Raw genomic sequence first — 13318 nt, 5'->3', positions numbered from 1 at the left:
CAAGCAGTTCCGGCCGGTGGGGAGTCCCGTGCACGTCCGACCCGCATCCCGGCCGCGCCGGCTCGCCTCCGCCGTCCTGGCGTTCGGCCTGGCGTCCACGCTGGCCGGCTGCGTCGACGACGACCCGGCCGGGAGCGGCGGGCGCGCCGGGGCCACCAGCGGTGTCCCGGCCGACGGTGTCCAGGCGGGACGCGGCTCCGCGCTGGAAGCGCTCGACGAGCTCGAGGTCAAGGGGCGCGCGCCGCGCACCGGTTACGACCGCGACCTGTTCGGCTCCGGCTGGGTGGACACCGACCGCAACGGCTGCGACACCCGCAACGACGTCCTGGCCCGTGACCTCACCGGCGAGACGTTCCGGCCCGGCACCCGGAACTGCGTGGTGCTCACCGGCACGCTCGCCGATCCGTACTCGGGCCGGACGATCAGCTTCCAGCGGGGTCAGGACACCAGCGACGACGTGCAGGTCGACCACGTCGTCGCGCTCTCCGACGCCTGGCAGAAGGGCGCCCAGCAATGGGACGGCGCGACCAGGACCGCCTTCGCCAACGACCCGCTGAACCTGCTGGCCGTCGACGGGCCGCTCAACATGCAGAAGGGCGACGGCGACGCCGCCACCTGGCTGCCGCCGGACACCGGCTACCGCTGTGCGTACGTGGCGCGGCAGGTCGCGGTCAAGGTCGCCTACGGGTTGTGGGCGACGCCGGCGGAGCGGGACGCCATGTCCGGCGTCCTCGCACGGTGCCCGGACGAGCCGCTGCCCGCGGCGACCGCCGTCGCCGACCAGCCCGAGACGGCTCCCTCGGACGGGGCGTCCTACGCGGACTGCGGCGCCGTCCGGGCCGCCGGCGCCGCCCCGATCCACGTCGGCGACCCCGGCTGGCGGCCGTCCTTCGACGGCGACGGCGACGGGATCGGCTGCGAGGGCTGACCCGCTCGGCCGGTCGACGGGCGACGGGCTTGCGGCCGCCGCCTATCCTGGAGAACGGCACGAGCCCCGCCGAAGCCTCGGCATGCTCGCTCTCCCCGGTACCGGGGATCGAAGCGACCCTGCATCCGACCGCACCGCCCGGCCGCCGCGCCGGGCACACCTGGAGCTTTCATGACCACCAGCACCGGCACCCCCACCACCCTGACCGACGGCGACTTCAAGGTCGCCGACCTCTCCCTGCACGGCTTCGGCCGCAAGGAGATCCGCCTCGCCGAGCACGAGATGCCCGGCCTCATGGCGCTGCGCGCCGAGTACGGCGACGCCCAGCCGCTGGCCGGCGCCCGCATCGCCGGCTCCCTGCACATGACCGTGCAGACGGCCGTCCTCATCGAGACGCTGGTCGCGCTCGGCGCCGACGTCCGCTGGGTCAGCTGCAACATCTTCTCCACCCAGGACCACGCCGCCGCGGCGATCGTCGTCGGCGACGGCACCCCCGAGCAGCCCGCCGGCGTCCCGGTGTTCGCCTGGAAGGGCGAGACGCTGGAGGAGTACTGGTGGTGCACCCAGCGCCTGTTCGAGTTCCGCGACGAGGACGGCGCCGTCGTCGGCCCGAACATGCTGCTGGACGACGGCGGCGACGCCACCCTGCTGGTGCACCTGGGCACCCGCTCGGAGGCCGACGGCGTCGTGCCCGACACCACCGGGGCCGACTCGGAGGAGTACGGCGTCATCCTCGACGTCCTGCGCGGCACGCTGGCCCAGGACGGGCAGTACTGGACCCGCATCGGCCAGGGCCTCAAGGGCGTCACCGAGGAGACCACCACCGGCGTCATGCGCCTGTACGAGCTGGCCCGCGAGGGGCGGCTGCTGTTCCCGGCGATCAACGTCAACGACTCGGTGACCAAGAGCAAGTTCGACAACCTGTACGGCTGCCGGCACTCGCTGATCGACGGCATCAACCGCGCCACCGACGTGATGATCGGCGGCAAGGTGGCCGTGGTCTGCGGCTACGGCGACGTCGGCAAGGGCTGCGCGGACTCGCTGCGCGGCCAGGGCGCCCGGGTGATCGTCACCGAGATCGACCCGATCTGCGCGCTGCAGGCGGCGATGCACGGCTACGAGGTGACCACGCTCGACGAGGTCATCGGCAAGGCCGACATCATCATCACCGCGACCGGCAACAAGGACATCATCTCCGCCGAGCAGCTCGGGCGGACCAAGCACCAGGCGATCATCGGCAACATCGGGCACTTCGACAACGAGATCGACGTGGCCGGCCTGGCCCGCACCCCCGGCATCGAGCGGACGACGATCAAGCCGCAGGTCGACGAGTGGCGGTTCGCCGACGGCCACACGATCATCCTGCTGTCGGAGGGCCGGCTGCTGAACCTGGGCAACGCCACCGGCCACCCCAGTTTCGTGATGAGCGCGTCGTTCTCGAACCAGGTGCTGGCGCAGATCGAGCTGTGGACCAACCGCGCCGCCTACGAGGGGCAGACCCCCGGCGTCACGGTGCTGCCGAAGAAGCTCGACGAGCACGTGGCGCGGCTGCACCTCGACGCCCTCGGGGTGAAGCTCACGGAGCTGTCCAAGGTGCAGGCCGACTACATCGGCGTGCCGGTCGAGGGTCCCTTCAAGAGCGACCACTACCGCTACTGAGAGCGCCCCGTCCCCCATCCGCCCCACCCGGGCGGGTGGGGGACGGGCGTCTTCGCCCCCGACCAGCGCAGAATGGTCGTCGTGGCACCCACCGCTCCCCAGAACGGCCCCAGTCGCGGCCGCGTCCTCGTCGTCGACGACGACGCCGCCCTCGCCGAGATGCTCGGCATCGTGCTGCGGCGCGAGGGGTACGAGCCGGCCTTCGTCTCCGACGGGAACCGCGCAGTCGGCGTCTTCCAGCAGACCCGGCCCGACCTGGTGCTCCTCGACCTGATGCTGCCCGGCCGCAACGGCCTGCAGATCTGCCAGGACATCCGCACCCAGTCGACCGTGCCGATCGTCATGCTCACCGCCAAGGGCGACACGATCGACGTCGTCCAGGGACTGGAGGCCGGCGCCGACGACTACGTCACCAAGCCGTTCAAGCCCGTCGAGCTGGTGGCCCGCGTTCGGGCCCAGCTGCGCCGGGGCGAGACGGGACAGGCGGAGAACCTCAGCATCGGCGACGTGCAGATCGACGTCCCGGCGCACCAGGTGAGCCGCGACGGCGTGCCCATCGCGCTCACCCCGCTCGAGTTCGACCTGCTGGTGGCGCTGGCCCGCAAGCCGCGCCAGGTGTTCACCCGGGAGCTGCTGCTCGAGCAGGTCTGGGGCTACCGGCACGCCGCCGACACCCGGCTGGTCAACGTCCACGTCCAGCGGCTGCGGGCCAAGGTCGAGCGCGACCCGGAGAAGCCGGAGGTCGTGCTGACGGTGCGCGGGGTGGGCTACAAGGCCGGGCCCCCGTGAGCGGACAGGCCCGTGAGCATCGCAGCGAGGCGGCCTGGACACGGGAGCGAGGAGCGGAGCGGGCCGCGGCAGCGAACCAGTGTGCACCGTGAGCGGACCAGTCGGAACCGTGACCGGACGGTTCGATGTCCCCGGCTCGGCGCCCGGATCGGGGACACTGGGCCGGTGACCGCCACCCGGACTCCCGAGGCGGGGGCCGGGACGGCGCAGTCCCCGGTGGCCCCGGGCGCCCGCACGCCGGGATCCGGGCCGGGCGACGTCGGGCGCCGGCTGCGCCGCCGGGCCGGCGCGGTCCGGCGCCGGCTGCGGCGGGACGGTCGCCGGCTGGCCGAGCGCGCCGTGTCGGCCTGGCGGTCCTCGCTGCAGGTGCGCATCGGCGCGATCACCATGCTGCTGGCCGGCACGGTCGTGGTGATCGTGAGCATGGTGCTGTTCTCGCAGATCCGCGACCAGCTGCTCGACGTCAAGCGGCAGGCCGCCGTCGACCAGGTCCAGGCCGGCGTGGTCTACGCGCAGAGCGAGGCGGCCGGCATCGCGACCGGTGACGCCGCCAGCATCCGGGCCACCCTGGCGCGCACCGTGAACCAGCTGCTCGACCGGGGCGGCGCGGCCGGCGACTTCGGGGTCGTCATGGTGTACCGCACCGGCGCGGGCGAGACCCCGGCGGCCAGCACGCGCGAGACGCCGGCGTCCAGCCGCCGGTTCACCCTCGACGCCGTCCCGCCGGAACTGCGTGCCCTCGTCAACTCCGGCAGCCAGGCGTTCCAGTACCACCCGGTGCCCGACGAGACCGGTGAGCTGCAGCCGACCCTGCTCGTGGGCGCGCCCGTCACCGGTGACGCCCAGGGCCCCGACCGGCTCGAGCTCTACTACGCCTTCCCGCTGCAGCAGGAGCAGGAGAGCCTGTCGCTGATCCGGAACACGGTGGTCATCAGCGGGGTCGCGCTGACCCTGCTGGTGGTGGGCATCGGCGTGCTCGTGACCCGGCTGGTCGTCGACCCGGTGCGGCAGGCCGCCGGTACCGCCCAGCGGCTGGCGGAGGGGCAGCTCGAGGAACGGATGGCCGTCCGGGGCGAGGACGACCTCGCCCGGCTGGCCACGAGCTTCAACGCGATGGCCGACAGCCTGCAGCGGCAGATCACCCAGCTGGAGGGGCTCTCCCAGCTCCAGCAGCGGTTCACCTCCGACGTGTCGCACGAGCTGCGCACGCCGCTGACCACCGTCCAGATGGCCGCCGACGTCCTCTACGAGACGCGCAGTGACTTCCCGCCGCACGTCGCCCGGTCCGCGGAGCTGCTGCGCGCGGAGCTGGACCGCTTCGAGGCATTGCTGAGCGACCTGCTGGAGATCAGCCGCTACGACGCCGGCGCGGCCGAGCTCGACCCGGCGCCGACCGACCTGCGGGCGCTGGTGACGCGGGTGGTGGACGGGATGGCGTCGCTGGCCGAACGGCACGACTGCGAGCTGCAGCTCGCCGCCCCGCCCGACGGGGTCCTGGCCGAGGTGGACGCCCGCCGGGTCGAGCGGATCCTGCGCAACCTCGTCGGGAACGCCGTCGAGCACGGGTCGGGGCACCCGGTCGAGATCACCCTCGCGGCCAACCGGTCGGCGGCCGCGATCACCGTGCGCGACCACGGTGTGGGGTTGAGCGCCGGGGAGGCGCAGCACGTGTTCGACCGGTTCTGGCGGGCCGATCCCTCGCGCGTGCGCACGGTGGGCGGCAGCGGCCTCGGGCTGTCCATCAGCATCGAGGACGCCCGCCTGCACGGTGGCTGGCTCCAGGTGTGGGGGCAGCCCGGCGCCGGCGCGCAGTTCCGGCTCACCCTGCCGCTCGTCGCCGGCACCGACCTCACCAGCTCGCCGCTGCCGCTGCGGCCGGTCCGCCTGCGCCGTCCGGAGGTGCCGCGATGACCCGCCGCTGGACGTCGGTGGTCGCCCTCCTGGTCGCCGCGCTGTTCCTGGCCTCCTGCTCCACGGTCCCCACCGCCTCGCCCGCGGTGGTGATCACCCAGGCGCCGGCCCGGGCCCAGGAGTCGGTCGGCATCGAGCCGCTGCCGCCGGCAGCAGGGGCCAGCGCCGAGGAGATCGTGCGCGACTTCATCGACGCGGCGGCGAGCACGGTCCGCACCCACCCGGTGGCCCGGCAGTACCTGGCGCCGACCGCGGCGGAGACCTGGGACGACGCGAGCGGGATCAGCGTGATCGGCACGGACTTCGCCGCGGTGACCACCGCCCCCGGCGTCGTCACGGTGACCGCGAACCTGATCGGGACGATCGACCCGCGCGGGATCTTCACCGTGGCCGACCGGGGCGTGTTCACCCGCACCTTCCGGCTGGAGCAGATCGACGGTCAGTGGCGGATCATCGACCCGCCCGACGGGCTGATCATGCTGGAGCCGGACTTCCGGCGGCTCTACGACCAGGTCGACGCCTACTTCCTCGATCCGACGGGGGAGCGGGTGGTCCCGGATCCGCGCTACCTGATCAGCGGGGCGGCCCAGCCGACCGTGCTCGTCGAGCGGCTGATCGCCGGGCCGTCGACCACGCTGGCCGCCGGCGTCCAGAACCCGCTCGGCGGCGCGGAGCTGACCCGGGCGGTCACCGTCGAGGGGCAAACGGCGACGGTCGACCTGACGGGCCTGCCGGCGGACTCCGCGCTGCTGGACGAGATCAGCGCGCAGCTCGTCTGGAGCCTGCAGCAGCTGAGCCGGCCGCGGATCAGCAACGTCGTCGTGCTCCTCGACGGGGAGCCGGTGACCCCGGACGGGGTGCCGCGCCGGCAGGCCACCGAGGATTGGGCCTCGTTCGCCCCCGACGCCGTGCCGGTGGACAGCGTGGGCCACTACCTCGAGGGCGGGGCGCTGCGCACCGTCCCGGCAGGTGAGCCGGTGCCCGGCCCGGCCGGCACCGGTGAGTACGGGCTCGGCAGCGCGGCCGTCGCGGCCGACACGGCCAGCGGCCGGCTGTCGTTCCTGACCGGCGTGCGCAGCGATCCCTCGGGGGACACGTTGCTGGCCGGTGACTACGGCGGGCAGCTGGCGCCGGCGCTGACCGCGGGCACCCTCAGCGCGCCCACCGTGGCGGCGACGCGCACGGAGGCGTGGGTGGTGCGGGACGGCACCGAGGTGGTGCGGGTACCGGCCGGCGGCCCGCCGCAGGCGGTCACCGCCCCCACCCTCGCCGGGCTGGGCCGGGCGGACGTGCTCCAGCTGTCACCGGACGGTGTCCGGGCGGCCGTGGTGATCGAGGGGACGGACGGTCGCCGCCTCTACGTGGGCACGGTGGTCCGCTCGGAGGACGGCGCGGTGGTGCTGCGCGACCTGCGCAACATCGCGCCCACGCTCGCCGGGGTCATCGACGTCGGCTGGCGGGACAGCGGCAACCTGCTGGTGCTGGCCGGGGACGAGGGGGAGGACCGCATCGTCCCGTACTCGCTGCGCGTCGACGGCTTCGGACTGGCGCCGGTGCCGACGTCGGGCCTGCCCAGCCAGCCGACGGCGGTGGCGGTCGCCCCCACGCGCCAGCCGCTGGTGAGCGCCGGTGGCTACATCTGGCAACTGGCCGGCGGCACATGGGCGACCCTCGTCCGCGGCGCCGAGCCGCTCCCGGGAACGGCGCCCTTCTACCCGCTCTGAGCCGGTCGTCGCCGCCCGTCCACAGATCCGGACGGCCGCCGCCGTCCGGTGGGCCGGCCGGGCAGGCTGGCCGGGTGGCCGTCCCGGTGCTCCCTGCCCTGGCCGACCTGGTGCTCCCGCGGGTCTGCGCCGGGTGCGGTCTGCCCGGCCGGGTCCTCTGCCCGGGATGCGCCCGGTTGCTGACCGAGCCCCGGCCGGCGCAGCCCCGTCGCTTCCCCGACGGCTTCCCGCCGACGGTGGCCGCGGGGCCCTACGCAGGCCCGGTGCGGCCGGCGATCAACGCCTTCAAGGAGCAGGGCCGCGCGGAGCTCGCCGGGCCGCTGGGCGCGGCGCTGGCCCTCGCCGTCGTCGCCGTCCGGCTGGCGGTGCCGGGACCGCCGCGGGCGGTGCTGCTCGTGCCGATGCCGGCGTCCCGGGCAGCGGTGCGTGCACGCGGGCGTGACCACGTCCGGGAGCTCACCGGCCGCGCCGTGACCGAGCTGCGGGCCGCCGGGGTGACCGCCGCGGAGTGCCGGCTGCTGCGGCGGCGTGGCCGGGTCCGTGACTCGGCGGGCCTGACGGCGGCGGAGCGACGGGCCAACCTGGCCGGCACCTTCGCGGTCGCCGGCCCCCTGCCGGTCGCGGACCTGCTGGTGCTGGTCGACGACGTGGTGACCACCGGCGCCACGCTGACCGAGGCGGCCGGGGTGCTGTCGGCCGGCCTGGGCCGGGCGGCACCTCCGGTCGTCGCGGCCGTCGTTGCCGCCACGCCCCGGTCGCCCGACGACCTCGATCGACTGTCGCGGCCCCTGAGGAACGACTAGCGTCGAAGCGACCAACGCCCCGTCCAACCGGGAGGTCCCATGGAGATCGTGGTCCGTGGTCGCAACGTCGAGGTCCCCGAGCACTACCGCCAACACGTGGAGGACAAGGTCGGTCAGCTCGAACGGTTCGACGCGAAACTCTCGCGCATCGACGTCGAGCTGTTCCACGAGAAGAACCCCCGCCAGTCGGCCAGCTGCCAGCGCGTGGAGATCACCCTCCGCGGCAAGGGCCCCGTGGTCCGCGCCGAAGCGGCCGGACCCGACTTCTACGCCGCGCTCGACCTGGCCAGCGGCAAGCTGGACAACCGGCTGCGCCGGGCCGCCGACCGCCGTCGCGTGCACCACGGGCGCCGGACCCCGGACAGCGTGCGGCTCTCCGGCGCCCCGCTGGACGCCGGGCACCCGGAGCTCGGGATCGAGGCCCAGCTCGAACTGGACCGGGAGCTGGCCAGCGGGCCGCACGTCACCGATCTCGACGAGCACCTGCCCGGGCAGGTCGTGCGGGAGAAGCACCATCCGGCCACTCCCATGACCGTCGACCAGGCGCTCCACGAGATGGAGCTGGTCGGCCACGACTTCTTCCTCTTCCAGTGCGCGGACACCGGTCAGCCGACGGTGGTCTACCGCCGGCACGCCTACGACTACGGGCTGATCCGGCTGGCGCCCGTGTCCCAGGACGGCTCGACACCGGCCGGGCAGCCGGTGGCCACCCCGGCCGGGGCCTGACCGCGGGCGGGGGCGCGGCATTCCGCGCCCCCGCCCGATCGCCGGCTCAGTCGCCGGCGACCCGCCCGAAGAGCACCGCGTCCGCCCGGCTGCCGTCGCGCCGGTCGAGGCAGGCCCGGACGACGCCCTCCTCACGGAAGCCCGCCCGTCGGGCCACGGCCTGCGATGCCGGGTTCCCGACGTCGACGAACAGGTGCACGCGGGGGGCGCCGAGCCCGAGCGCCCACTCGGCCAGGGCGTGCGCGGCCTCGGCGGCGTACCCCCGGCCGCGCGCCCAGGGGGCGACCGCGTAGCCGATCTCCGGCCCCAGCCGCCCGGGACGGAAGTGCAGCGCCCCCGTCCCGGCCAGCCCGCCGCGGACCTCGATGACCACCGGCAGGCCCGTCCCCTCGCTGCGCTCGCGCATGGCCACCTCCTCGACGAAGTGGCGGGCGTCCGCGCGCGTGTACGGCACCGGGATGGTCGAGATCCAGCGCTGGGTCTCCGGGTCCTGCGAGGCGCGCAGCACCGCGTCGACGTCGTCGGAGCGGTACGGGCGCAGCACCAGCCGATCGGTGTGCAGCGTCTCGGTGGTCAGGTCGAGGCCGGTGACATCCACGGGCAGATCCTCAGGCGTTGCCGAGGATCCGGTCCACCGAGATCTCGAGGACCACGCGCGCCGGGTTCTCGCGCGGCTGCCGGTAGCGCCGGGCGTAGCGCGCGACGGCGTCGGCGACGGACACGGCGTCCTCGCGCACCACCGCGGCCCCCTCGAGGGTGAGCCACCGCCGTCCGTCCACCTGGCAGACGGCCACGCGGGACTGCCCCTCGCGCACGTGACGGGCCTTGGCCGAGCCACCGGAGGTGATGACCCGCGCGATGCGGGTGCCGGCGTCGTAGGTCACGCCCACCGGCACGACGTGCGGGGTGCCGTTGCGGCGCAGCGTGGTGAGCGTCGCCAGGTGCCGCTCCGTGAGGAACTCGAGCAGGCTCTGCCCGGGGTCGGAGAGGTCGCGTGCCACCGCCGCAGCGTACGGATGGTGCGGGTGGGGCCTCCGGTCACCGGTCGTGGCGCCTGCGGGGTCCGGAGTTGCCGCGGCGCCGCCTACGCTGGGGTCGTGGTGTTCTCGAAGATTCTCCGTGCCGGTGAGGGCAAGCTCGTCCGACGACTGGGCAGGATCGCCGACGCGGTCGACTCGCTCGCCGACGACTACACCGACCTCACCGACGCGGAGCTCCGGGCGAAGACCGACGAGTTCAAGGAGCGGCACGCCGACGGCGAGTCCCTCGACGCGCTCCTGCCGGAGGCCTTCGCGGTGGTCCGCGAGGCCGCGACCCGCACCCTGGGCCAGCGGCACTTCCGCGTGCAGCTCATGGGCGGCGCCGCCCTGCACCTGGGCAACATCGCCGAGATGCGCACCGGTGAGGGGAAGACGCTGACCGGCGTCCTGCCGGCCTACCTCAACGCGCTGACCGGCGAGGGCGTCCACGTCATCACGGTCAACGACTACCTCGCCAAGCGCGACGCGGAGTGGATGGGCCGGGTGCACCGGTTCCTGGGCCTGTCGGTCGGGACGATCGTGTCCGGGCAGCCACCCACGGTGCGGCGCGAGCAGTACGCGGCCGACATCACCTACGGCACGAACAACGAGTTCGGGTTCGACTACCTGCGCGACAACATGGCCTGGAGCAAGGCCGATCTGGTGCAGCGCGGGCACCACTACGCGATCGTCGACGAGGTGGACTCGATCCTCATCGACGAGGCCCGCACGCCGCTGATCATCAGTGGCCCGGCCGAGTCCAGCGCCAAGTGGTACGGCGAGTTCGCCCGGATCGTGCCGAAGATGAAGCGCGACCTCCACTACGAGGTGGAGGAGGACAAGCGGACCGTCGCGGTCACCGAGGAGGGCGTCGACTACGTCGAGGATCAGCTCGGCATCGACAACCTCTACGAGGCGGTCAACACCCCGCTGATCGGCTACCTGAACAACGCGCTCAAGGCCAAGGAGCTGTTCAAGAAGGACCAGCAGTACATCGTCAGCAACGGCGAGGTGCTCATCGTCGACGAGTTCACCGGCCGCGTGCTGGCGGGCCGCCGCTACAACGAGGGCATGCACCAGGCCATCGAGGCCAAGGAGCGGGTGAAGATCAAGGACGAGAACCAGACGCTCGCCACGATCACCCTCCAGAACTACTTCCGGCTCTACGACAAGCTCAGCGGGATGACCGGTACGGCCCAGACCGAGGCCGCCGAGCTCAACCAGACCTACAAGCTGGGCGTCGTCCCCATCCCCACGAACCGGCCGATGGTGCGGGCGGACCGCTCCGACGTCATCTACAAGACGGAGAAGGCCAAGTTCGACGCCGTCGTCGAGGACATCGCCGAACGGCACGAGGTCGGTCAGCCGGTGCTGGTGGGCACCGCCAGCGTCGAGAAGTCCGAGGTGCTGTCGAACTACCTGCTCAAGCGCGGCATCCGGCACGAGGTGCTCAACGCCAAGAACCACGCGCGCGAGGCGTCGATCATCGCCCAGGCCGGCCGGCCCGGAGCGGTCACCGTGGCCACCAACATGGCCGGCCGTGGCACCGACATCCAGCTCGGCGGCAACGCCGAGTTCATCGCTGACGAGGCGCTGCGCGCCCGCGGGCTGACCCCGACCGACACCCCCGACGAGTACGAGGCCGCGTGGGACGAGGCGCTGGACGCCGCGAAGGCCCAGGTGAAGGCCGAGCACGAGGAGGTCACCGAGGCCGGCGGCCTCTACGTGCTGGGCACCGAGCGGCACGAGAGCCGCCGGATCGACAACCAGCTGCGCGGCCGCTCCGGCCGGCAGGGCGACCCGGGGGAGTCGCGGTTCTACCTCTCCCTCGGCGACGACCTGATGCGCCGGTTCAACGGCCCGATGCTCGAGTCGATGATGAACACCCTGCGCGTCCCCGACGACCAGCCGATCGAGTCGAAGATGGTCAGCCGGGCGATCCTCTCGGCGCAGACGCAGGTCGAGCAGCAGAACTTCGAGGTCCGCAAGAACGTCCTCAAGTACGACGAGGTCCTCAACCGCCAGCGCACCGTCATCTACGACGAGCGGCGCAAGGTGCTCGAGGGCGCCGATCTGCACGAGCAGGTGCGGACCATGGTCGACGACGTGGTCGGCGCCTACGTCGACGGGGCCACCGAGACCGGCTACGCCGAGGACTGGGACCTCGACCAGCTCTGGACCGGACTGAAGGCGCTGTACCCGGTCGGGGTCACCGTCGACGAGCTGATCGACCGGGAGGCCGACGGCGAGCAGTCCGACCTCTCCGCCGACGACCTCAAGCGCACGCTGCTCGACGACGTCCACCGCGCCTACGAGGAGCGCGAGACGGCGCTGGGCTCGGAGGTCATGCGCGAGCTCGAGCGGCGGGTGCTGCTCTCGGTGCTGGACCGCAAGTGGCGCGAGCACCTGTACGAGATGGACTACCTGCGGGCCGGCATCCACCTGCGCGCGATGGCCAACCGCGACCCGGTCGTGGAGTACCAGCGCGAGGGGTACGACATGTTCGTCGCGATGCTCGACGGCATCAAGGAGGAGTCGGTCGGGTTCCTGTTCAACCTCGAGGTCAAGACCAAGGAGGAGCAGGACGCCGAGGCCAGGGCCAAGCAGGCCGAGGCCGAGGCCAAGGCGCTGGCGGCCGCCCAGGCCGGCACGGCGAAGCTGCTGGCCCGGCAGGCCGCGGCGGCGAAGGCGGCTTCCGGCGGCGCCGCGGCGGCGACGGCCCGCCGCTCGTCGGCTCCCGCGGCCCCGAACGCCCCGCTGGTGGAGGCCCCGGATCCGGCGGCCCCGGTCGCGGATGCCCCTGCTCCGGCGCCTCCGTCGGAGGTTCCTGCTCCGGCAGCTCCCGCGCCGGCGGCCGAGCCGGCCGAGGAGGCGGCCACCGCCGGCACCGGGCCGGTGCTGGCGGTCAAGGGGCTCGACGAGCCGCGCCGCGCGCCGGAGAACCTCACCTACTCGGCGCCCAGCCTGGACGCCTCCCCGGCCGAGGGCGGAAAGGCCAAGGCCGCCAAGACCGCGACGGTCTCCGGCACCAAGGAGACCCCGCGCAACGCGCCCTGCCCGTGCGGCTCGGGCCGGAAGTACAAGCAGTGCCACGGGGCGGCCGGCAGCTGACCCGCAGGACGCGATGACGCCCCGCCGACCGGACCGGTCGGCGGGGCGTCGTGCTGTGCGGGCCCGTGGGAACGGGCTCAGCCGATCTGGAGGGCGGTGCACCGCCAGCGGCCGTCGAGGCCCTCCAGCCGGGCGGCCACGGCGTGCGCCCGTCCGTCGCGGTAGGCGACGGCGCTGATCTCCGCGACCCCGTCGACCGGTTCGCACACCCGTACCCGCCCGAGCAGGACCGGCGCGTGCCCCGCGGCGCACCAGACCGGTCGGCGGCCGGCCGACAGCGCGGCGTAGACGCCGGCGGACGTCAGGGGGCGCACCTGGGCCAGCGGCCGCCGTCCGGCCAGCGCCTCGAGCGCGGTGGTGAGCAGCCGCCGCCCGGTCTCGCCGGCCGACGGGAGCTCCGACCGCCCGGTGGGGACCGGCCCGAACTCGTCGGCGGGACGCCCGGTCCAGGTGCGCGGCCGGGGGCCCGGGTGGGGGACCGGACGGGGCACCGGCCGGCCCGGCTGCACCAGCCGCAGGGCCGGCCTCGGGTCGAGCGGCGGCTGCGGGGTGGGCACGACCGTCAGGCGCAGCGCGGAACGGCCGGCGGGTGGGGCGGGGCGGGACGGTGCGGTCATCGGAACTCCCGGGAGCGGGGTGGACGTGGCG

At 73.9% G+C, this 13318-nt stretch carries 11 protein-coding genes; 8 read left to right on the top strand and 3 right to left on the bottom strand.

Annotation, left to right across the window (positions count from 1 at the left end; genetic code table 11):
* Window positions 1-28: 28 nt before the first annotated feature.
* The 7 genes from ABDB74_RS17145 to hpf all read left to right on the top strand — a co-directional run bounded on the left by ABDB74_RS17145 (window position 29) and on the right by hpf (window position 8540).
* Window positions 29-928 carry a DUF1524 domain-containing protein gene (locus ABDB74_RS17145; protein ID WP_346619969.1) on the top strand — a complete coding sequence of 300 codons (900 nt, stop codon included), beginning with the start codon at window positions 29-31 and terminating at the stop codon, window positions 926-928.
* 171 nt (window positions 929-1099) lie between these two features.
* Complete coding sequence (ahcY, locus tag ABDB74_RS17140) at window positions 1100-2587, top strand: adenosylhomocysteinase (RefSeq protein ID WP_346619968.1); 1488 nt, start codon at window positions 1100-1102, stop codon at window positions 2585-2587.
* 72 nt (window positions 2588-2659) lie between these two features.
* Entirely contained in the window at window positions 2660-3376 is a 717-nt protein-coding gene (gene mtrA / locus ABDB74_RS17135) for an MtrAB system response regulator MtrA (RefSeq protein WP_346619967.1), read from the top strand.
* A 165-nt stretch (window positions 3377-3541) separates the two neighbouring features.
* Window positions 3542-5287: an MtrAB system histidine kinase MtrB gene (gene mtrB / locus ABDB74_RS17130; RefSeq protein WP_346619966.1), complete on the top strand. Its 1746-nt coding sequence runs from the start codon at window positions 3542-3544 to the stop codon at window positions 5285-5287.
* Entirely contained in the window at window positions 5284-7011 is a 1728-nt protein-coding gene (locus tag ABDB74_RS17125; protein ID WP_346619965.1) for an LpqB family beta-propeller domain-containing protein, read from the top strand. The genes mtrB and ABDB74_RS17125 overlap by 4 nt, the downstream gene beginning before the upstream one ends.
* Before the next feature lie 74 nt (window positions 7012-7085).
* Window positions 7086-7814 carry a ComF family protein gene (locus ABDB74_RS17120; protein ID WP_346619964.1) on the top strand — a complete coding sequence of 243 codons (729 nt, stop codon included), beginning with the start codon at window positions 7086-7088 and terminating at the stop codon, window positions 7812-7814.
* A 39-nt stretch (window positions 7815-7853) separates the two neighbouring features.
* A complete protein-coding gene (gene hpf / locus ABDB74_RS17115) occupies window positions 7854-8540 on the top strand; it encodes a ribosome hibernation-promoting factor, HPF/YfiA family (RefSeq protein WP_346619963.1) in 687 nt (228 codons plus the stop codon).
* Window positions 8541-8586: 46 nt separating this feature from the next.
* Here hpf and ABDB74_RS17110 read toward each other — a convergent pair whose 3' ends face one another.
* Both ABDB74_RS17110 and ABDB74_RS17105 read right to left on the bottom strand, forming a co-directional pair.
* Entirely contained in the window at window positions 8587-9138 is a 552-nt protein-coding gene (locus tag ABDB74_RS17110) for a GNAT family N-acetyltransferase (RefSeq protein WP_346619962.1), read from the bottom strand.
* 10 nt (window positions 9139-9148) lie between these two features.
* Window positions 9149-9541 carry a TIGR03618 family F420-dependent PPOX class oxidoreductase gene (locus tag ABDB74_RS17105; RefSeq protein WP_346619961.1) on the bottom strand — a complete coding sequence of 131 codons (393 nt, stop codon included), beginning with the start codon at window positions 9539-9541 and terminating at the stop codon, window positions 9149-9151.
* Window positions 9542-9637: 96 nt separating this feature from the next.
* Between ABDB74_RS17105 and secA the strand changes: the two genes are divergently transcribed.
* Window positions 9638-12670: a preprotein translocase subunit SecA gene (gene secA, locus ABDB74_RS17100; protein WP_346619960.1), complete on the top strand. Its 3033-nt coding sequence runs from the start codon at window positions 9638-9640 to the stop codon at window positions 12668-12670.
* Between the two features lie 77 nt (window positions 12671-12747).
* Here secA and ABDB74_RS17095 read toward each other — a convergent pair whose 3' ends face one another.
* Window positions 12748-13287, bottom strand: a complete 540-nt coding sequence (locus ABDB74_RS17095; protein WP_346619959.1) for an Rv3235 family protein — start codon at window positions 13285-13287, stop codon at window positions 12748-12750.
* Between the last annotated feature and the right edge of the window lie 31 nt (window positions 13288-13318).

This window comes from Blastococcus sp. HT6-4 (assembly GCF_039679125.1).
GTDB classification, from domain to species: domain Bacteria; phylum Actinomycetota; class Actinomycetes; order Mycobacteriales; family Geodermatophilaceae; genus Blastococcus; species Blastococcus montanus.
This window is presented reverse-complemented; position numbering and strand designations above follow the sequence as displayed.